General features: G+C 46.2%; 15 protein-coding genes. 9 read left to right on the top strand and 6 right to left on the bottom strand.

Annotation, left to right across the window (positions count from 1 at the left end; genetic code table 11):
- Nucleotides 1-251 precede the first annotated feature (251 nt).
- Complete coding sequence (locus HCZ42_RS10875) at nucleotides 252-3,131, bottom strand: HD domain-containing phosphohydrolase (RefSeq protein ID WP_167420723.1); 2,880 nt, start codon at nucleotides 3,129-3,131, stop codon at nucleotides 252-254.
- 445 nt (nucleotides 3,132-3,576) lie between these two features.
- Between HCZ42_RS10875 and HCZ42_RS10870 the strand changes: the two genes are divergently transcribed.
- The 5 genes from HCZ42_RS10870 to HCZ42_RS10850 all read left to right on the top strand — a co-directional run bounded on the left by HCZ42_RS10870 (nucleotide 3,577) and on the right by HCZ42_RS10850 (nucleotide 7,924).
- Nucleotides 3,577-4,584, top strand: a complete 1,008-nt coding sequence (locus tag HCZ42_RS10870) for a 5'/3'-nucleotidase SurE (RefSeq protein WP_167420722.1) — start codon at nucleotides 3,577-3,579, stop codon at nucleotides 4,582-4,584.
- Nucleotides 4,581-5,237: a hypothetical protein gene (locus HCZ42_RS10865; protein ID WP_167420721.1), complete on the top strand. Its 657-nt coding sequence runs from the start codon at nucleotides 4,581-4,583 to the stop codon at nucleotides 5,235-5,237. Before HCZ42_RS10870 ends, HCZ42_RS10865 begins: the two co-directional genes overlap by 4 nt.
- Before the next feature lie 246 nt (nucleotides 5,238-5,483).
- On the top strand, nucleotides 5,484-5,867 hold the full coding sequence (locus tag HCZ42_RS10860) for a cytochrome b562 (protein ID WP_167420720.1): 384 nt from the start codon (nucleotides 5,484-5,486) through the stop codon (nucleotides 5,865-5,867).
- A 130-nt stretch (nucleotides 5,868-5,997) separates the two neighbouring features.
- The gene (locus HCZ42_RS10855) at nucleotides 5,998-6,357 is read left to right on the top strand and encodes a hypothetical protein (protein ID WP_167420719.1); all 360 of its coding nucleotides are present in this window, start codon (nucleotides 5,998-6,000) and stop codon (nucleotides 6,355-6,357) included.
- A gap of 115 nt (nucleotides 6,358-6,472) precedes the next feature.
- Nucleotides 6,473-7,924 carry a PepSY-associated TM helix domain-containing protein gene (locus HCZ42_RS10850; protein ID WP_167420718.1) on the top strand — a complete coding sequence of 484 codons (1,452 nt, stop codon included), beginning with the start codon at nucleotides 6,473-6,475 and terminating at the stop codon, nucleotides 7,922-7,924.
- Between the two features lie 44 nt (nucleotides 7,925-7,968).
- Here the strand turns inward: HCZ42_RS10850 and HCZ42_RS10845 are convergent, their stop codons facing one another.
- Nucleotides 7,969-8,889 (bottom strand): LysR family transcriptional regulator, encoded by a 921-nt coding sequence (locus tag HCZ42_RS10845; protein ID WP_167420717.1) that lies wholly within the window; start codon nucleotides 8,887-8,889, stop codon nucleotides 7,969-7,971.
- 198 nt (nucleotides 8,890-9,087) lie between these two features.
- Here HCZ42_RS10845 and HCZ42_RS10840 point away from each other — a divergent pair, with 198 nt between their 5' ends.
- Together HCZ42_RS10840 and tdh are read left to right on the top strand one after the other, a co-directional pair.
- Nucleotides 9,088-10,284 (top strand): glycine C-acetyltransferase, encoded by a 1,197-nt coding sequence (locus HCZ42_RS10840; RefSeq protein WP_167420716.1) that lies wholly within the window; start codon nucleotides 9,088-9,090, stop codon nucleotides 10,282-10,284.
- A complete protein-coding gene (tdh, locus tag HCZ42_RS10835) occupies nucleotides 10,284-11,315 on the top strand; it encodes an L-threonine 3-dehydrogenase (RefSeq protein WP_167420715.1) in 1,032 nt (343 codons plus the stop codon). The genes HCZ42_RS10840 and tdh overlap by 1 nt, the downstream gene beginning before the upstream one ends.
- 56 nt (nucleotides 11,316-11,371) lie before the next feature.
- On the opposite strand, the gene HCZ42_RS10830 is transcribed toward tdh, so the two are convergent.
- Nucleotides 11,372-12,301: an alpha/beta hydrolase family protein gene (locus HCZ42_RS10830; protein WP_254868940.1), complete on the bottom strand. Its 930-nt coding sequence runs from the start codon at nucleotides 12,299-12,301 to the stop codon at nucleotides 11,372-11,374.
- A gap of 301 nt (nucleotides 12,302-12,602) precedes the next feature.
- On the opposite strand from HCZ42_RS10830, the gene HCZ42_RS10825 reads away from it, so the two are divergent.
- A complete protein-coding gene (locus HCZ42_RS10825; protein ID WP_167420714.1) occupies nucleotides 12,603-14,171 on the top strand; it encodes a sensor domain-containing diguanylate cyclase in 1,569 nt (522 codons plus the stop codon).
- A 92-nt stretch (nucleotides 14,172-14,263) separates the two neighbouring features.
- On the opposite strand, the gene HCZ42_RS10820 is transcribed toward HCZ42_RS10825, so the two are convergent.
- Both HCZ42_RS10820 and HCZ42_RS10815 read right to left on the bottom strand, forming a co-directional pair.
- Entirely contained in the window at nucleotides 14,264-15,775 is a 1,512-nt protein-coding gene (locus HCZ42_RS10820; RefSeq protein WP_167420713.1) for an aldehyde dehydrogenase family protein, read from the bottom strand.
- Between the two features lie 14 nt (nucleotides 15,776-15,789).
- Nucleotides 15,790-16,659, bottom strand: a complete 870-nt coding sequence (locus HCZ42_RS10815) for an NAD(P)-dependent oxidoreductase (RefSeq protein WP_217702292.1) — start codon at nucleotides 16,657-16,659, stop codon at nucleotides 15,790-15,792.
- A gap of 220 nt (nucleotides 16,660-16,879) precedes the next feature.
- Here HCZ42_RS10815 and HCZ42_RS10810 point away from each other — a divergent pair, with 220 nt between their 5' ends.
- Nucleotides 16,880-17,806, top strand: coding sequence for a LysR family transcriptional regulator (locus tag HCZ42_RS10810; protein WP_167420711.1), 927 nt, complete (start codon nucleotides 16,880-16,882; stop codon nucleotides 17,804-17,806).
- Nucleotides 17,807-17,846: 40 nt separating this feature from the next.
- Here HCZ42_RS10810 and HCZ42_RS10805 read toward each other — a convergent pair whose 3' ends face one another.
- Nucleotides 17,847-18,734: a VOC family protein gene (locus HCZ42_RS10805; RefSeq protein WP_167420710.1), complete on the bottom strand. Its 888-nt coding sequence runs from the start codon at nucleotides 18,732-18,734 to the stop codon at nucleotides 17,847-17,849.
- Between the last annotated feature and the right edge of the window lie 4 nt (nucleotides 18,735-18,738).

Genomic DNA, 18,738 nt, shown 5'->3' with positions numbered 1-18,738 from the left:
CAAAAACATTAAAACGGCTTAGGCAAAAGCAATATCTATGCAACTGTTTGCAAAAATATCGAGACTATTGTCAATTCGGCAGCGTATTGTCTATGAGTATTTGACTTACATCAACCTTTGAAGACGCAATCGATTAAATAATGACTGATTTTTGTCTAAGTTATTGATTTTTATACATGATGATTCAGAACCACGACAAGGCGGAATTAGAGCTTTAATTCTAATTTCAACCTGTGGCTCTGACGGATTCTTCAGAATAGAGATTTGAGGTAACTCTTCACTTTCGTGATGTGAGTTTTACGGTCAAATTCGGTTTTTTGTTCTGAGCTGAGGTAGAGTTCGGCGTACTTGAGATCCAATTCTTGCTCCAAGAACAGTAAATACAGCTTAGGATCAATGTGGCCTGATGTCGCCATCGCGGTCATGATATCGATCGACTCAGTCAACGTTTTGGCTTTCTTGTAAGGTCTGTCGTTCGAGGTGAGCGCTTCAAATACATCGGCTATCGCCATGACTCGCGCTGGGATTGACAAGTTTTGCTCAGACAGTCCTTTCGGATAACCTTTGCCGTCCATTCGTTCGTGGTGACCACAGGCAATTTCAGGCACACTTTTTAGATGCTCTGGATAAGGCAAGCGCTGCAACATGGTAATGGTTTGAATAATGTGGTCATTGATGATGAATCGTTCTTCATCATTCAGTGTGCCGCGTTGTATTGCTAAGTTATACAGCTCACCACGATTATATTTCAGTTCACCCGGCTCGAGTACAAAAGGCTCTGACCACATTTCTTTTGGATTCACGCCTTGCGGCCAGCGAATCTGATGCACGGGTTTATCGCTTAATAAGGGTTCCATGACGGGTAGGGGAACAAGCGAGCCCGCGCGTTCTTTTTCAAGCCAAGACACGCCAAGCTGATCGTCCAGCGTGCGTTTCCATTGATAACGCCCAATTGCGTGTAATCGTTCGATGTCTTCCTCATTCATAAACTCACCGCCAATGTTGCATTTGGCAACGAAGGCAAAGTCATCATCGAGTCGTTGATGTGTTGATAATAGCTGCGCTTTCAGTTCGGCGCTCTCCCCGTTGCCTTCATAGAGCGCTTGCCAGTAGTCGATTTCCGCCTGCGCTTTTAATAGCTCAAAACGCATTCTGACTTCATGGATACGGTCGTAGATAGTTTCAAGCTTAGTCGCTTTGTCTATCACATATTCAGGCGTTGTGACTTTACCGCAGTCGTGTAACCAAGAGGCGAGATAAAGTGCTTCCCAATCCGATTGGGACATAGAGAACGCGGCAAAGTAGTTTGTATCTTTGTCCGCTGCTTTGGTGAGCATTTCACTGAGTTTTGGCACGCGCTGACAATGGCTGCCCGTGTATGGAGACTTGGTATCGATCGCCGATGCGATTAACTCGACAAACGCATTGAGCATTTCTTTCTGCTCGCGGATCTTATCAATGTTCTCTTTTGCCAATTCCGCGAAGCTTAATAGCTCACGCAGGAACGCATGTTTGTCGTTTTGTGCTGGTGTAATCGCACGCTCATAACCAAGTAACAATATCCCCACGAGTTGTTGTTGTCGGTTGAGCAATGGGAACAGGAAGATGTCCGAGTTGTAGAAAATATCGCGGAACTTAGCCAAGCAGTTGTCTTCGCGATTGAAGTGCAGCATTTCCCCTTTGGCGAGATCTTTTTGAATCCACGCGGTTGAGCTAAAGAACTCATTCAAATCGATTTTGAAAGGAATGATTGAGTGGTTGGTCATGATCTCATAATCCCCCTCGCTTGAGTCACGCGTATAGAGGACAATCGTTTCAGCTTTGGTTACCAGATAACTTTGGTGAGTAATGGTTTTCGCCAATACCGAGAAATCCTGATTACTTGCTGTGTCGCGCAGCAAGCTGAGCAGGTCGTGCAGCGTGTGTTCCATCAGTTCTATGGACTGAGTCAGATTGGCGACTTCTTTAATCACGCTTTTAGGATAGCGAGTTTTCTTGAAATCAAATCGCGCAATGCTGTCGGTTTGATACATCAAGTTTTTCAGCGGACTAGCAAGTCGATGGGCAACAAACCACACGACAAAGAAGCAGAACGCCAATAATGTCACCGCCACTAGAATCTGCTTATCACGGAGCGAAATTAGATTTGCCAATAAATCACTTTGTGGCGTCGCTTCAGCGAGTAAGAGCCGGGTATGTTGGTTGAGATTGACGGGTGTCAGTGTCACCGACCAGTTATTCTCATCGTCTTCCACATTGGCGTATATCGGCTGGCTGGAAATTCGATCGAGTATTGTGGCGAATACGCTATTCTCCAGCTCTGAGCGGATTTGTTCATCACTGGCTGCCAATGTTGCTCCGCTTTGATGCTGCGCAAGCACTTTAAATTGGTTATCAAATAGCACCAATTTACTGTTGTCGGAATAACCCATTTGGGAGATTTGTGCGGAGAGAGAACCAAGAGTGAAATCAGCACCAACGACACTGTTACCATTGAGAGTGCGTCGTGAAAGCGTGACGCCGTTGGTTTGTAAGAAGTAAAAGAAGTATGGCTCTGTCAGTCGAATTTCTCCGTCTATATCGGCATTGAGGTACCATGGTCTAACTCTGGGGTCAAACTTATTATCTTGGCTCTCGGTCACTTTACGCACTTCATAATTTTCACTGAGGAAGTAAAAATCATTTTGTCCGTCGGTCTTGGTGATGTTGACCATCAGGTGTGCGTCCATCGGTGCGGCGAAACGTTGTCTGTCTTGTGTGTTACGTAAGCTTCTCAATAGAGTGAAGTCACCTTCATCGTTGGCGTAATAGAGCGCCACTAAGCTTGGGTTACGTTTGAAGATTAGGCTGAGGTAGCTGAGCAAGCGTGGTTTGGCGACTGGGGTTTCCTGCTGCTCAATGGCTTCACTCACCGCCATAAAGTCGAGAGTGGTCAAAATCGGTCCTATTTGTTGTTGAAAGGTCGATTCTAGCTTGCCGCTGTTTTCACGGCCGACTTCTTTGGCACTGCTCGTTAACAATTCTTGCGCGTGTCGGTAGCTGATTGTGATAAGTACACCACCGACGATCGTGGTCAGAATTAGGAACAAGCTAGTGATATGAATACTCAGGGAGTAGCGGTGCTTTCTCATGTTCACCCCATTTATACGTGACTCAATAAGTATTATTCAATCTTGGTAACATGCAAAAAATCTGTTCATAAATTAGGCAAATAATGGCTACTTACTAGTATGTTGTTTCGATGCACGTTCTAAAACCTGCAAAATGCCCAACAATGTTGCTAGGGCATTCGACGAATGGGGATGACTTGTTATTCAACATATCTAGGCCCAGTCTCCTAGTGGCCTTGTTGTGGTTGGATGATTATTGAAAGTTATGTATTTCGGGGCATTAGACACATACTTGTCATATCGAAACGAGCTTGCCGTAAAAGCACTCAATCACCAGGCTCTGGTCTGAATCCATGTCAAATCTAGACCGTAAACACTCGGCATTATCTATATTCATAAAACGTTAATCATAAATTAATAAATAAGGAGCAAAGTACTTGAAAATCAATATAGTTAAGAGAGTTCTATGAAACGCAAGCTATCCATTTTCACAACGTTATTCCTTCTTCAAGGGATCTTACTAACCAACCCAGCTAATGCACTTAATATCGTGTTAACTAATGATGACAGTTGGGCGACCAACAATATTAAAGAGATGAAACGCCTACTTGAGTCCAATGGGCACGAAGTAATCATGTCAGCGCCTTGTTTAGGGCAAAGCGGTAAAGGTGGCGCGGTTAACTTTTTTAAATCGGTGAATGTTGATGATTCAAAGGCAGCAGAAAACGAATACTGCGTTGGTGATACAGATACGACTAAAACGTACGAAGATTTTACCGAGGGCACGCCTATTATGGCACTGTTGTACGGTATTGACGTTGCCGCCCAAGCTAGATGGGGAAAAGCTCCGGACTTAGTGATTTCTGGAGCTAATGAAGGGAACAATTTGGGCTATATGAATAACAACTCAGGCACACTTGGTGCCACTATGATTGCACTGACACGCGGTATACCTGCGATTGCTGTCAGCGCGAGTGAAAATTCAGCAAGCTCTGATGATCAAGGTGCTAAAATCGCGGCTGTGATGGTTAAAATTATAGATATGTTGGAAGCCAATCGCCCTAATGGTGAGCCTCTGTTACCCGCCTACACAGGACTGAACGTCAACACGCCAGAGGATCTCGATAACCACCTTGGATATAAATTTACCGATGTGGGTTGGAATGGTGGCGGCATTGAAATGCGTTTTTATGAAGATCTCGGTAGTAATCAAAGCATTGTGGATTACATGGTTTCAATTTTGGTGCAGCAAGGCATGAACGAAACCCAAGCAGAGATAGCTGCGGCAGCAATGTTAGCTGGGAAAAATGGTGTTGGATTTGTTTCGGGTGATGCAGGTGACAGCGACTCTCACTCTGAGGGTGTCGCGGTTAAAAATGGCTATATCACCATTAGTACAATCGATGGCAACGTTCAGGCGGCGCGAGCAAAAGCGGCACTGACAGAACAGAGACTGGACGGGTTAAACTTATGATGAGCGAAGTCTTAAAGCCCCGATGCCTGCTTTCATTTATAGCAGCTTTTGTGTTGACAGCCTGTAACAACGATAACAGCTCATCAAACCTAGTAGCAGGAGTTTACTCTGGTGTTGCTCAGAGTGAGGTCAATGATGTTATCAGTGTTAAAGCAACCGTACTCAGTCAATCTGACGTCATTGTAAGTACTTGGGATGACAGGGAACATCAAAAAACTGCTAAAGCCAATGTCCTTGACAAAAACGATACATTTAGTTTTTTCGAAGCACAATACGAATGTCAGCAGGACAACGTTAATCTAAGTTGCATTTCTGATTACGGAAGTTTTCAATTGCGTCCAGTTGAGGCAGAGGAAACGAGCATTACAGAATACATTGGTATCTACAGTGCAATAAAAGGTGGTGTAACTCATCACCTCGCCATCGAGAAAAATGGCACTGTGACAATGAGCACTCAGGGCTGTTCTAGTCGAGGAGAGTTATCATTGTTAGATAGTCCCAAAGGTGTCGCATTACTTTCTATCGAAGGAGAAAATTGTAATATCCCGGACCTGGAAGCCGTTGCTGAACTAAAAATAAACAATCAATCCCTATTTAGTATTGAGCTGGAAAGTGCCGAGGCGAGCTTCCCACAAGTATGGGTGAAACAATAGGTACCTACTGAATACATGTGGCTCTGTTAGCGACCCCTAGCTATTGGCAGAGCCCACAAATCAAGTCAATTATTGACCGCTATACTGACAATTAAGTTCATTTATCAGATTGTATTGTGTTGCACGTGCATGGAGCGACACTCTAAGTATCGAACTTTATAGTTTGATACAAAAATGCCGCTCAACTTTCAGTAAAAAATTCAGTAACATTGCCGTTTTACAGCCCAATAAAAGAAGAACATTACAATGAGAAAGTTAATTCCAGCCCTGGCTCTTTTTGCCTCTGCTCATGCGTTTGCGGCAGACGTTGACCTGAAAGCAAACATGAAGCAGATGAAAATCGAATTTAAGCACGCTGCAGAAGCAACCGAAGTCGCTACTATGAAAACGGCTATCGAGAACTTGTCTGAACTGGTTGAGCAATCAAAACGTGGTGAGTACGCGCCTGAGAAATTCGATATCTACTTAGAAGGGTTTAACAAGCTTTCGCTTGCGTTAGACTCCGTGGAAGCGAAGCTTGATGCCGGTGATATCAATGCGGCTAAAGCCGAACTGCAACAAGTTGATGCGCTGCGTGAAGAGTACCACGATAAGAAAAACCCGAGCATCTGGAGCAAGCTGTTTGGTTAATTTGTTATGTTGTGTCTGATGTTTACAGTACGCGACATAAAGTTATGACCATGGTTTAGTTTTGCTGCTTTCGTTACGGAAATTGTTAGCGACTCGTTATATAGTCTCGCTATTCCACGAGAGAGTGACAATGATACGCGCAGCGAAGTTTAACCGAACCATGTTACTAGCAAGTGCCCTTAGCTGGGTGCTTGTTACTTTGATGCCTGTCATCAATGCTCATGGCGCTAGCGCAGGTGTCTGGGCGACACTGTGTACCATCAACGGTTTTGAATTGGTACAGGTTGAAGAAGGTAAAGTTGAAACTCAGCACAGCAAACCTTGTCCTTTTAGTCATTTCTCGAGTTTTCACCAAGATTCACTTCCAACACCTCTCTACACATCACGACACACACTGACCGTAGTCGAGCCGTACGCTTTTTTGGCTCTAAGCGTGCGCTACCAGATTGCTGTCCCACGAGCCCCGCCGCAACAGACCGTTTTCTCTTAACGTAATTCAAAAAATAATTTTATAAATCGTTTAGTAAAGTTCAGGCTCAAAACGGCTCCATTTCTTGAAAAAGAAGTGGGCATTTTTTTGTGCCGTTAGAAAAAGGAAAACAGTAATGTTGGGTAGTCAAACTCAGACTCCACCTAAGGACAACGCACGTCTACAATCTACAACACTAACCAAAGCACGCTACTTTCTCGCATGGAGATGGCACTTCTACGCAGGGCTTTTCGTCGTACCTTTTATGATTATGCTCAGTTTGACTGGCTTAGTGATGCTCTTTGACGATGAAATCGAACAGTTGCGTTATCAAGATGTTCTCTCTGTCGTACCGCTTGAACAAGCGCTACCAGCGTCTCAGCAAATTGCAGTCGTCAAATCAACGTATCCTGAAGCCGCAATTACTCAATTTATTTCGTCTAAACAACCGGATATTGCCAATAGGGTCAGCATTCGTTTCGAAGACGGGAAATCACTTCTTATTGCGGTGAATCCATACACAGCTCAAGTGCAAGGTGAAATAGAGAGGAGTGAGAGTTGGTACGAACTCGCTAATAATATTCACGGTACGCTACTGGTTGGTAAATCCGGTGACTTTTTGATCGAAATTGCCGCGAGCTTAAGTCTCTTGTTGTTAGCCACTGGTATTTACATGTGGCTACCGACGGATAATGCTTCGCGTGCGGGGTTCTTAAAACTGCGCGTATCTTCGGGAACTAGAGTTCTGCTTCGTGATATACACGCCAACTTAGGCGGCGTGTTGTCTGTCGTGCTGTTGTTGTTCGTATTATCCGGTTTAGCTTGGGCTGGTGTATGGGGCGCGAAAATGGTTCAAGGCTGGAATACCTTCCCGACTTACTACACCTGGGGCGAAAAACCGCAATCCAATTTAACGCATGCGAGCCTCAATCATGGTAGTGAAGAAGAGCTGCCTTGGAATCTAGAGCATTCGACATTGCCACAATCACAAGTACAAGATCATTCCGGCCATCACGGCACAGATACGGTAAGTATGACAAGCCACGCCACGGTATCGATTGACCAGATCATCGATCAAGCCAAAGCTCTGGGTTTTACGCAATTCAAAGTCTTTATGCCTAAGTCAGAAACCGGCGTCTACACCGTGGCGGCGAACTCAATGGCAGGAGATGTGATTGACCCGCGCCAAGATAGAACCACGCACTTTGACCAATACTCAGGTGAGGTGTTAGTTGATGTCACTTGGGACGATTACACGCTGATGGCGAAGCTAATGGCAGCCGGCGTGTCGCTCCATCAAGGGGATGTTAGCGTGATCAACAAAGCGCTGAACGCACTGTTCTGTTTGGCATTTATCGCTATCTCAATCACTGGCGTGGTGATGTGGTGGAAGAGAAGACCCGTCGGGCAACGCAAGCTGGGTGTGCCTGCTAAGTTCCAACAAGATGCGATTTGGAAATCAGGTCTGGTCTGTCTGTTGGTTATCGGAGTGTGCTTCCCGTTGGCGGGCTTCACCATTGCCGTGACCCTTGTTCTGGATTGGTTGCTGGTTCGCCGTTCGAAACGTTTACAGCATTACTTTGCGTAATCCTCAATAAATATGGCCCGTCTATCGGGCCATATTCTTATCTGTTAAGCGAGTTTATTCGTCAACTCATTACTCACATAATCAATAAAGGCTCTTAATCGCGCTGGCATGTATTTGGTTTGCGCGTATTGCATCGCTACTCCGCCGTGATAGTTACTCTTAATCGTCCAGTTGGCTAGCACGGGCACTACTTCGCCATTTTTTACCGCGTCTGCAATCACGAAATCATGGAAGATGCCAATTCCCAACGCGTTCTTAACCCCTGTTAGGCGCATTTGGGAGTGGTTAACCGCGTAGCGGCCAGAGACGGACACTGAGTGAAACTCATCGTCTTTGAAGAAATCCCAGATATGGTCGCGGTCGTTTTCCGCCAGATAAAGGCAGTCGTGCTCGACAAGTTGATTCGGGTGAGAGGGCATGCCACGTTGCTGAATGTAGTCTGGACTAGCGCACAGAACCAAGTTGGTGCTGCCTATCTCTTTGAGTACCAAATTCTCGTCGGGTTTGTCGGTTAATTTAAACGCGATATCGATGTTGTCGCGAATCAGGTCGATTTCACCGTCTGCGACACGCAACTTGAGTTGGATATCTGGATATTGCTTTAGAAAAGGAACCACAAAAGGTTGCAACACAGAGTTTAAAAACGCTTCTGGTGCCGCCACCGTTAGCGCGCCGCTTATCTCGGTGTGGTCAGAAACAGACAACTCAACGGCTTGTTTCGCTGCATTGACCATAATTACGGCTTGGTCATACACCTGCTGTCCGGCACGGGTGATGATTAAGGTGCGAGTGGTACGCTCGAACAGTTTGACCGACAGTGACGCTTCTAAACGAGTCACCATCTTACTCAACGCAGAAGGGGTGACTTCGAGCTTTTTCGCCGCAGCGGTAAAACTGCCTTCCTCTACGATCAGAATAAAACTTGCCAAATCTGGGAGTAGGGCAATCAGCTTAGTGTTGTTCATAGGGTTCACCGTTAACTACATCATCAATGGCGTCTAGTAGAGCTTATTTGTGCCTCAGGTTCAACAATGTTTTTCCACCCAGCGGGATAATGGATTCACGATGCTTCGTTTACACTTAAGTTAATTCACTGCTGGCGCTAAGCCACAGAACTAACGCAAGCATTAAGCTTGATAATTATAACTAGGAAGGAATTTGAAATGACTTCTGCATTCTACGAACAGATTCAAAATCAGATCGAAGAAGTAAAGGCTGAAGGCCTATACAAATCAGAGCGTGTAATCACTTCTCAACAGCAAGCGGCTGTTAAAATCTCTACCGGTGAAGAAGTTCTGAACTTCTGTGCGAACAACTACCTTGGTCTAGCTAACCACCCAGCGCTAATCGAAGCGGGTAAAGCGGGTATGGATCAGCACGGTTTTGGTATGGCGTCAGTACGCTTTATCTGTGGTACTCAAGACATCCACAAAGAGCTTGAGCAAAAGCTTTCTAAATTCCTAGGTAAAGAAGACACGATTCTTTACACCTCTTGCTTTGATGCAAACGCAGGTCTGTTTGAAACCATTCTAGGCAAAGAAGATGCGATCATTTCAGATGCTCTTAACCACGCCTCTATCATCGACGGTGTGCGTCTATGTAAAGCAATGCGTTTCCGTTACTCAAATAACAACATGGAAGAGCTAGAGCAGCAACTTATCGCAGCGAAAGAAGCGGGTGCTCGTAACACGCTTATCGTGACTGACGGTGTGTTCTCTATGGACGGTGTGGTTGCTAACCTACCAGCTATCTGTGACCTAGCAGATAAGTACGGCGCTCTTGTGATGGTTGATGATTCTCACGCAGTCGGCTTTATGGGTAAAACGGGTGCAGGTACACACGAGTACCACGATGTGATGGACCGTATCGACATCATCACAGGTACGCTGGGTAAAGCAATGGGCGGCGCGTCAGGCGGCTACACTTCTGGTAAGAAAGAAGTGATCGAGTGGCTACGTCAGCGTTCTCGTCCGTACCTATTCTCAAACTCGGTTGCACCTGCGATCGTCAACGCGTCTATCCGTGTATTGGACCTGCTTGAAGAAAGCGGCGACCTACGTGATCGTCTATGGGAAAACGCAGCACATTTCCGCGCTCGTATGGAAGCAGCAGGCTTCACTATGGGTGGCGCTGACCACGCAATCATCCCAATCATGTTGGGTGATGCGAAAGTCGCAGCAGAATTCGCTGAACGTGCACTTGAGAAAGGCATTTACGTTATCGGCTTCTCATTCCCGGTTGTACCAAAAGGTCAAGCTCGTATCCGTACACAAATGTCAGCGGCACACTCTCGTGAGCAACTAGACCGCGCAATCGACGCGTTTATTGAAGTGGGTCGTGACATGGAGATCATCAAGTAATGAAAATCAAAGCACTTTCAAAACTAAAGCCTGAAGAAGGCATCTGGATGACGGAAGTGGACAAGCCTGAGCTTGGTCACAACGATCTACTGATCCGCATTAAGAAAACCGCTATCTGTGGTACCGATGTACACATCTACAACTGGGACGAATGGTCACAAAAGACGATTCCAGTGCCTATGGTTGTTGGCCATGAATATGTCGGTGAAGTGGTTGGTATTGGCCAGGAAGTTCGCGGTTTTGAACTTGGCGACCGTGTTTCTGGCGAAGGTCATATCACTTGTGGTCATTGCCGTAACTGTCGTGGCGGCCGTACTCACTTATGTCGTAACACTGTGGGTGTCGGCGTAAACCGCGAAGGTGCATTCGCAGAATACCTAGTGATTCCAGCATTTAATGCGTTTAAGATTCCAGAAGGCATCTCTGACGATCTCGCGTCTATCTTTGACCCATTTGGTAACGCCGTACACACTGCGCTGTCATTCGACCTAGTGGGTGAAGACGTGCTAATCACAGGTGCAGGCCCTATCGGCATCATGGCGGCAGCGGTTGCGAAACACGTTGGTGCTCGTCACGTTGTGATTACTGATGTGAACGAATACCGCCTAGAGCTAGCACGCAAAATGGGCGTCACTCGCGCCGTAAACGTTGCCGAGCAAAAGCTTGAAGACGTAATGGCTGAGCTAAACATGACAGAAGGTTTCGATGTCGGTCTTGAAATGTCTGGTAACCCATCAGCGTTCAACTCAATGCTGACGACGATGAACCACGGTGGTCGTATCGCGCTACTGGGTATTCCACCATCTGACATGGGTATCGACTGGAACCAAGTGATCTTCAAAGGTTTAGTGATCAAAGGTATCTACGGCCGCGAAATGTTCGAAACTTGGTACAAGATGGCTTCATTGATTCAATCAGGTCTAGACTTAACGCCAATCATTACTCACCACTACAAGATTGATGATTTCCAAAAAGGCTTCGATGTTATGCGCAGCGGCGCTTCCGGCAAAGTTATCCTTGATTGGGAATAACAAATTCAAATAAGAAAGGCGCTCCATCTGGAGCGCTTTTTTTGTCTCTAAAGCTCTTACAAATACAGCGCTAACCAGTGCTGGATACCTTTAATCACCGCATCTACTTGGCTAGTACCATCGACTGCTTCAAAAGAGTGATCAAGCTGCTCGTATACTTTAAACGTTACATTTGGTTGGTTCTTAGAGATTTGCTTCGCTTGAGCGATAGCCAAGTCTACCGAGACATTTTTATCTTGACCGGATTGGATTAGTAATACTGGCGTGGCAATTTTCGATAAAACTTGAGTCTGGTCGATTTCAAACATCTCTTTCCACCAGTTATAACCATGCCCACTCATGTTCAATTCGAACGGTTTGCTATTTAATATGTGGTTGTGAAATCCAATAAAGCCGTCGGATGCTTGTTTATAAGCTTCGTCAGAGGGAGATTGTGACCTTATATTATGTAATACATCATCAACAAATTTTCGCCCGCCGCCATTGAGCGAAATGGTCGCACTTATATCACTTAATTGCGAAGCAAGGATATTGGCGATTAAGGCGCCTTCACTGCCACCGATTAAAACGATCTTGCTGTACCCGCGATGCTGATTGAGTGCGTTTAGCACTTGAGTGTAGTCCTTCACTCGCTGTGAGGGTGAGTCATTAATTAGATAAGCGTTAGGGCAATCTTGTCTTTCCGGATCCTTATTCCACCTAAGGCTCTTCTCGATTCCGTACTTTTCAACTGTCAGGACATCGGCTTGAGGCAGAACCTTAGCAAACTTATCGTTGATCAGTTTGTTGTGATACACACTGTTGCAATCTGAGCCTTGGATTAAAACCAAAAGCGTATCGCTAGAGGGATTCGATTCGTGCAAGTAATAGTTTATGTAAGTCTTATCTGTTCTTTGTAGTGTGAAGTTTGTGGATGCTTGTACGTGCATCGCAACCATGGTGTTCAACATTAATACCAGTGCTAACAGTATATTTTTAAGTGTCATTCGGACCTGAAAACCTCAACAATAAGTCAAAACTAAAAGTTATTCGCTTTGAATACGAGGCTTCGAAATAAACAAAGTTCAAATATTAGTTGTTGTTTATTCTCTATTTGGATGGCGCGTTGTTAACGTATATGAAGTATGAATACCTAAGCCTAACTCTCAATACTGCGCATTCTTGTACCTGACTAACGTTTTGGTTACTTAAACTTCTTGTTTTGTAGGGATTTATATCGGTTGCGATTAGAATCCTGGTGAATTAGATTTGTTGTTCAATCATATGAATATGGAATGGCACGGCCGGATGCGCAAAAGAGCCCAAGAAAAAATTAACTTAAGAAAGCTGATTCTCCTGCTGTGCGTGTTTAGTGTCGTTATCACTTTACTTAACTCGTTCTACTCCACTTACCGGGTGCAACGTGAGCTGATCATCAGCAATACCATCGAGTCTAACCGTGTTTACTCGGAAAAAATGGCAGAGATGACGGATGCTTTTATCGACTCCGCCATGAGCCAGTTGGAGTACAGTGCTCAATACTTGTCGACGAAAATGGACGACGACGAAGTGTTGACGACGGAGGTTGATCGCCTTCACGCTCAGACGAGCTCATTTAACTCGGTGGTGGTGGTGAATGCCAATGGCGTTATTGTCTCTATTTCGCCGGAGAATCTGCGCATCAAAGGCGTTAAGCTCAAGAGTGAGCGTTCGTTGCAATCACTTAATGCGCAGCATCCTTTGATTACCGACCCATTTGTGTCGCCAGCAGGCAACTATTTGATTAGTTTGTCTTATCCAATCTTTTCTGCTGGTGGTGATTACCTCGGTTATATCGGTGGGACTATCTATCTAGAGAAGAAAAACATCTTGATGACGTTGCTTGGCCAGCACAGTTACAAAGATGGCTCTTATCTTTATGTCGTAGATAGACACCGAACACTGATTTATCACCCAGACAGAAATCGCATAGGACAGGTCATCGTAACCAATAAGGCGATTAACGCGGTAATCGAAGGTCAACATGGTGGACAAAATATCGTTAACTCGGTTGGCATAGATATGCTGGCGGGTTATGCGCCAGTGCAAAGTTCAGGCTGGGGCGTTGTCGCACAAAGGCCGAAAGAACTGACGCTGACTCTATTGGATGAGCAGATGTGGAAAGTGTTCTGGGAATCGATTCCAATCGGAATGCTTACGCTGTTGTTGATTTGGATTTCGGCAATCTATATTTCAAGACCGTTATGGCAACTGGCAAGCACAGTGAAGGCATTTGATAACCATGCTTCGACCATTGAGGAGCTAAAAGTAATCAAGCCGTGGTATTTTGAAGCCTCACATTTAAAGAGCAGTTTCCTAAAGGCATTCGATATTGTCTCAAGTACTATTGATAAGCTCCACTCAGACAGTATGACAGATGCAATGACGGGCCTACTTAACCGACGCGGCTTAGAAAAAACAGTAGAAAACTTACGCGAGCGCAATATGCCTTTTTCACTGCTGGCGTTGGATATCGACTACTTCAAAAAGGTCAACGATACCTTTGGTCATGATGCGGGTGATGAACTACTAAAAGAAGTGGCGCAGTTAATGAAAGTGCAAGCGAGAGACCTTGATATAGTTTGTCGCTCTGGCGGTGAAGAATTTATGATTTTCCTTGCGAATACGGATGTAAACCAAGCGTTTGAAGTCGCAGAGAGAATACGTAAATCAATGGAAACCCATAACTTTGCCGTCGTGAGTTGTATCACTATCTCTATTGGTGTTTCACATTGGGCTGGTCAGCCTGAGCCGATCGAAAGCGTGATGAAAGAAGCAGACAAAGCGTTGTACAAAGCGAAAGAAAATGGTCGAAACAGGACTGAGCTGGGCGCATAACTTCGATATTGTTGAACGAAAAAATCCCCCTGAGCGGTTGAAAGACTCTCAGGGGGATTTTGTTTAATGTGTTTCTAAGCCGCAATTGTTATTTAGCTTTCGACAGTTCCGTAGTTAAAACTGAACGCGGGAGAGTCTGAGGTTTCTACCCACACACTCTTGGTTTCGCTGTATTCGCGTAACACATCAATCCCTGATGAACGACCATAGCCGCTCTGTTTGTAGCCACCAAATGGAGAGCTAACATGAATGGTTTTGTAGCTATTGATCCAGAACGTGCCAGCTTTGACTTTATCCGCCACACGGTGTGCTTTTGCGACGTTATTGGTCCAAACCGCACCTGCCAATCCAAACTCGCTGTCGTTGGCAATACGTATTGCATCCGCTTCATCTTTAAAAGGGATCGCAATCACTACTGGGCCAAAGACTTCTTGTTGCGCTACCTGCATACCGTTGTGACCGCTAAGTACCGTTGGGTTAATGTAATAGCCACTTGTCTCTGGGTTGGGTGCTCGCTCGCCGACCACACGTGCGCCTTCGGCTTTGGCGACGTCAAGCATAGTGGCAACGTGTTGGTACTGTTTTTGGTTGTTGATTGGACCAATATCGCTGGAAGGATCTGTTGGGTTGCCCACCTTGATTTGCTCAGCGGCAGATGCGACTGAAGCGACAAACTTATCGAAGATGGTCTCTTGAATCAGAAGGCGCGAACCGGAAACACAGCTTTGTCCTGAACCACCAAAGATTGCGGACATCGCGCCTTTCATTGCTTTATCTAAATCGGCGTCTTCAAACACGATATTGGCGGACTTACCGCCCAGTTCTAGTACGCATGGAATAGTTCGCTTGGCTGCCGCGATCGCGATGTGGCAACCAGTTGTTGGTGAGCCCACAAAACACACTTTGCCAATATCTGCGCTGGCGATAATTTGCTGTCCGATAGTATGCCCATAGCCAGCGACGACGTTAACTAACCCTTTAGGTGCGCCAGCGCGTTCAATCAGTGAAGCGAGAATCAACGAGCTGACAGGCGTGAGTTCTGACGGCTTCAAAATCACCGCGTTACCCGCCGCGATCGCCGGAGCGATTTGCCAACCGGCGGTGAAAATCGGTGCATTCCAGGGCGTGATTTGCAAGATTGTCCCGATCGCCTCGTACTTAACGTAATTGAGGTGCGAGCTAGGCACAGGAATCACTTCGCCGTGCAGTTTATCCGTCCAACCAGCGTAGTATTCAAACATTTCCGCCACCGCGGTGATTTCACCTTTGGCATTCGCCAGTGGCTTGTTGGCGGTCAAGCACTCTATCCACGCCAACTCTTCCGCTTCTTTGCGAATTTCAGCGCCGATTTGGTACATCACGCGACCACGCTCTTTGGCGGGAAGTTGCCACCAAGCTTGCTGAGCGATGCCCGTCGCTTCATTGAGTGTGGCAACCAGCTCGTTATCGGCATCTTGATACGACAGTAATACTTGTTCATCGTGAGCTTGTACTAAGTCGATTTGCTGTCCATGGCCAAGAATGATCTCACCGTTTACCCAGCTACCGATGCGTTCTGCTGCGAGGTATTTGTTTAGTGATGCGCTAATCTGTTCGTTATTCATTGTGTCATCCTTGATTAATAGAGGTCGCAGTCTGATTGTTTGACGATCTGGTTAAAGTCATCGTGATCAGAAAGTTGTTGGCTCTGTTGCCACATCTGAATCACTTGTCGGCACAGAGGGAAGTCCAGCTCTAACTGGTCCGCAAGCTTTTCTGCTAAGCCAACATCTTTGCGCATCAGTCCCATGGTAAAACCTGAGTCATAAGCGCCGTTAAGAATCCATTTTTCGAAGTTCACTTGGCTGACGCCGCTACGCCCTGAACCGGCGTTAATCCCTGCCAGCACTTTATGTGGGTCGACTCCGGCTTTAGTAGCCATACTGATCACTTCCGCGTTAGTAATCAGATGCGCCGCGCACAACATGTTGTTGGCGATTTTGGCAATGTTGCCTGCACCAACATCACCGATGTGGACCTGCACTGCGCTGATTTTTTCAAGAATGGGCATTACTTTATTTACTGTCGCTTCATTGCCACCGAGCACCATACTCATCGTGCCGGACGCCGCACCTGCAGGGCCGCCAGAGACGGGCGCATCAATAAACTCAATGCCTTTGCTTTGTAATGCATTAGCAACCTTACGGCTGACTTCGGCTTCAGATGTTGTGGTGTCGATAATGGTCAGGCCAGCGTGCCCGTGCGCGAGAAGTCCGTTGTCCGCGAAGCAAAGCTGCTCGACATGCTCGGCTTTCGGTAAGGAAAGGAAGATGACATTACAAAGTGCGGTGAACTCTTCGAGCGAATGAATCGGCGTGACGTCTTTTGTTGCTATCGCTTCAAGTGCTTGTGTCGACAAATCATAGCCGTACACTTGTTCACCTTTTCTCGCCAGCGTGGCTGCCATTCCCGAGCCCATATTTCCTAAGCCGATAACGCCAATTTTCATATCCATATCCTTATTTTTGTCCTTAAATCACGCAGAGAGCTGCCGATTTGCGCCCAATTGCAGGCTACGCTGGGCTCTGAATGAAACGAATTGATTGTGATTTTGTTAATAAATATGAGTGTTTTTGCTTTGATTTGGAGTATAAGTAGGCATAGTGTTCTGAACAATAAACTCAATTCTAAAAAATGTTGCGATGACGGCAACGCACAATGGGTGATGTATGAGCTTCCTGCAGGAAAACCGAATCAAGTTCTTTTACGAAGCCGTTCAGCACGGAAGTGTCAGGGCGGCCGCGGACTTTCTCAATGTCGCGCCATCTGCGGTCAGCCGCCAAATCAGTCAACTGGAGAGTGAGCTGGATACGGTACTGATTGAGCGTCATCGACGTGGGATTAAACCCACAGAAGCGGGCGAAGAGCTGCTGAAATACTACAAGCACTACCTGATCCAACAAGAGTTGTTGCTGGATAACTTAAAGTCTTTGGAAGGTTTGCAATCAGGCACGATCGAGCTGGCTATTGGGGAAGGTTTTATCAACATCGTCAGTAAAGCGATGTGTGTGTTTGCCGAAAAATATCCAGATATCAAAATTGTGCTTTCCATCCACAGCGGTAACGATGTATTACGCAAAGTGGTAGAGGACGACGCGCACATTGGTGTGGTGTTTAATCCGCCTCAGCACCCAAAAATCCGCACCCATTACACCGCTATTCATCCGATGATTATTGCGGTCGGAAAGCAGCACCCACTCAACAATGAAGCCACACCGATCACCATGCCGGTATTGAAGAAATATCCGCTTGCACTGCCAGATTTGGCTCACGGTGTAAGACAGCTTATTGAAGAAGTGGAAAAAGAAGAAAACGTCACACTCACGCCTAACGTGATCAGTAATAACATGACCGCGCTGCACTGCTACGCCTCTCACGGTGGGGCAACCATCATGCCTAACTTTATGCTAAAAAGTATGCCCGATTGGTACACCTCTTTAAACAGTTTGCCGTTTGACAATCAACGGCTGAACAACACGGGCTCGGTGGTATTTTCCCGTTTAGGCAGGCAGCTCGGGCCGGGGCCAAGTGAGTTTATGAAATGCTTGGTGGCGCTTTTTAAGCAAGAATTGGATAACGACACACCAGCCGTTTGAGCTATTGAGCGTATGCGTCGTTATCTCTGCGCTGAATCCGCTATGATTCAATAAACTCTAAAATGACGTTCCCCGCGAGTTCTGGCTGGATTATGACGCGATGCTCATCGTTATAAAATGGCACCTTGTTGGCTTGGAGTAATTGTTTCAGCCCGGTCAGGCTGGTGGTGTTCAATGTCATCGCCACCGCGTGAGGACGTTCACTGGTCGTCGTTGGCAGCTCCACGGGTTGAAAAACAGTTTCAGCCTTATCACGCGAAACTGCACGTAGCCAACCACATCCACTATCGACTTCCACTTTATCGCCAAAACGTTGGACTTTATCTTGGTAGATTGATTGCCAACGTTGCTGGTAAAGGTTGAGATCACCAATGTAAGTCAATCCGACAATCCCTGTGACTCCGTTTGCGTGTTGCTGCCAGCCTTTTACCCAAATCAGTTCAGGGCGGTGTTGGTGGCAGATAAAGTTGGAGATATCCGGCGTGTCATCATCAATAAACAGTGCCAGCGACACAACGGCTTCATCTGGGCTGCCGTCGGGTAAGGTCATTTTACGGCGAAAGTCGATACGCCCTTGGCTGTTTAGCCCTCGTTCGGTTAGGGACGCGTGGTCTGCATCTGCGTCTTTACTGTGCAATGCAACCAAGGAGATACCTTCTTCACCACGCTGTAGAAACGCCCCCAGCTGTCGTCCAAAACAGAAACCATTCACTGAGTTGGTGCCAAATTTTGACTCGTCATCGACACCAATCACTTCGATAAAGTTACCGGGAAACATCAGCAATGAGGTGACAGTTCCCCAAGGATGATAACTGATTGGAGAAGGGCTAAACCCTAGCGCTCTGAACTGTTCTAGTGCGCGTGCGTGGTCTTTGACGGTGACAAGTGGATGGTCAATACCATAAGTTTGCTGTCCGATAGCGCTCATAATA

Origin of the sequence: Vibrio hepatarius (assembly GCF_011806575.1) — a bacterium.
In the GTDB taxonomy this organism is placed as follows: Bacteria; Pseudomonadota; Gammaproteobacteria; order Enterobacterales; family Vibrionaceae; genus Vibrio; species Vibrio hepatarius_A.
Note: the sequence above shows the minus strand (reverse complement) of the source record. Positions and strands in the feature narration are given on the sequence as shown.

Coding starts and splice junctions, on each gene's coding strand:
- HCZ42_RS10830 (WP_254868940.1), bottom strand. CDS start 12,301: ATGACACTTAAAAATATACTGTTAGCACTGGTATTAATGTTGAACACC.
- HCZ42_RS10855 (WP_167420719.1), top strand. CDS start 5,998: ATGATACGCGCAGCGAAGTTTAACCGAACCATGTTACTAGCAAGTGCC.
- HCZ42_RS10825 (WP_167420714.1), top strand. CDS start 12,603: ATGCGCAAAAGAGCCCAAGAAAAAATTAACTTAAGAAAGCTGATTCTC.
- HCZ42_RS10860 (WP_167420720.1), top strand. CDS start 5,484: ATGAGAAAGTTAATTCCAGCCCTGGCTCTTTTTGCCTCTGCTCATGCG.
- tdh (WP_167420715.1), top strand. CDS start 10,284: ATGAAAATCAAAGCACTTTCAAAACTAAAGCCTGAAGAAGGCATCTGG.
- HCZ42_RS10850 (WP_167420718.1), top strand. CDS start 6,473: ATGTTGGGTAGTCAAACTCAGACTCCACCTAAGGACAACGCACGTCTA.
- HCZ42_RS10820 (WP_167420713.1), bottom strand. CDS start 15,775: ATGAATAACGAACAGATTAGCGCATCACTAAACAAATACCTCGCAGCA.
- HCZ42_RS10810 (WP_167420711.1), top strand. CDS start 16,880: ATGAGCTTCCTGCAGGAAAACCGAATCAAGTTCTTTTACGAAGCCGTT.
- HCZ42_RS10845 (WP_167420717.1), bottom strand. CDS start 8,889: ATGAACAACACTAAGCTGATTGCCCTACTCCCAGATTTGGCAAGTTTT.
- HCZ42_RS10805 (WP_167420710.1), bottom strand. CDS start 18,734: ATGAGCGCTATCGGACAGCAAACTTATGGTATTGACCATCCACTTGTC.
- HCZ42_RS10870 (WP_167420722.1), top strand. CDS start 3,577: ATGAAACGCAAGCTATCCATTTTCACAACGTTATTCCTTCTTCAAGGG.
- HCZ42_RS10865 (WP_167420721.1), top strand. CDS start 4,581: ATGATGAGCGAAGTCTTAAAGCCCCGATGCCTGCTTTCATTTATAGCA.
- HCZ42_RS10815 (WP_217702292.1), bottom strand. CDS start 16,659: ATGAAAATTGGCGTTATCGGCTTAGGAAATATGGGCTCGGGAATGGCA.
- HCZ42_RS10875 (WP_167420723.1), bottom strand. CDS start 3,131: ATGAGAAAGCACCGCTACTCCCTGAGTATTCATATCACTAGCTTGTTC.
- HCZ42_RS10840 (WP_167420716.1), top strand. CDS start 9,088: ATGACTTCTGCATTCTACGAACAGATTCAAAATCAGATCGAAGAAGTA.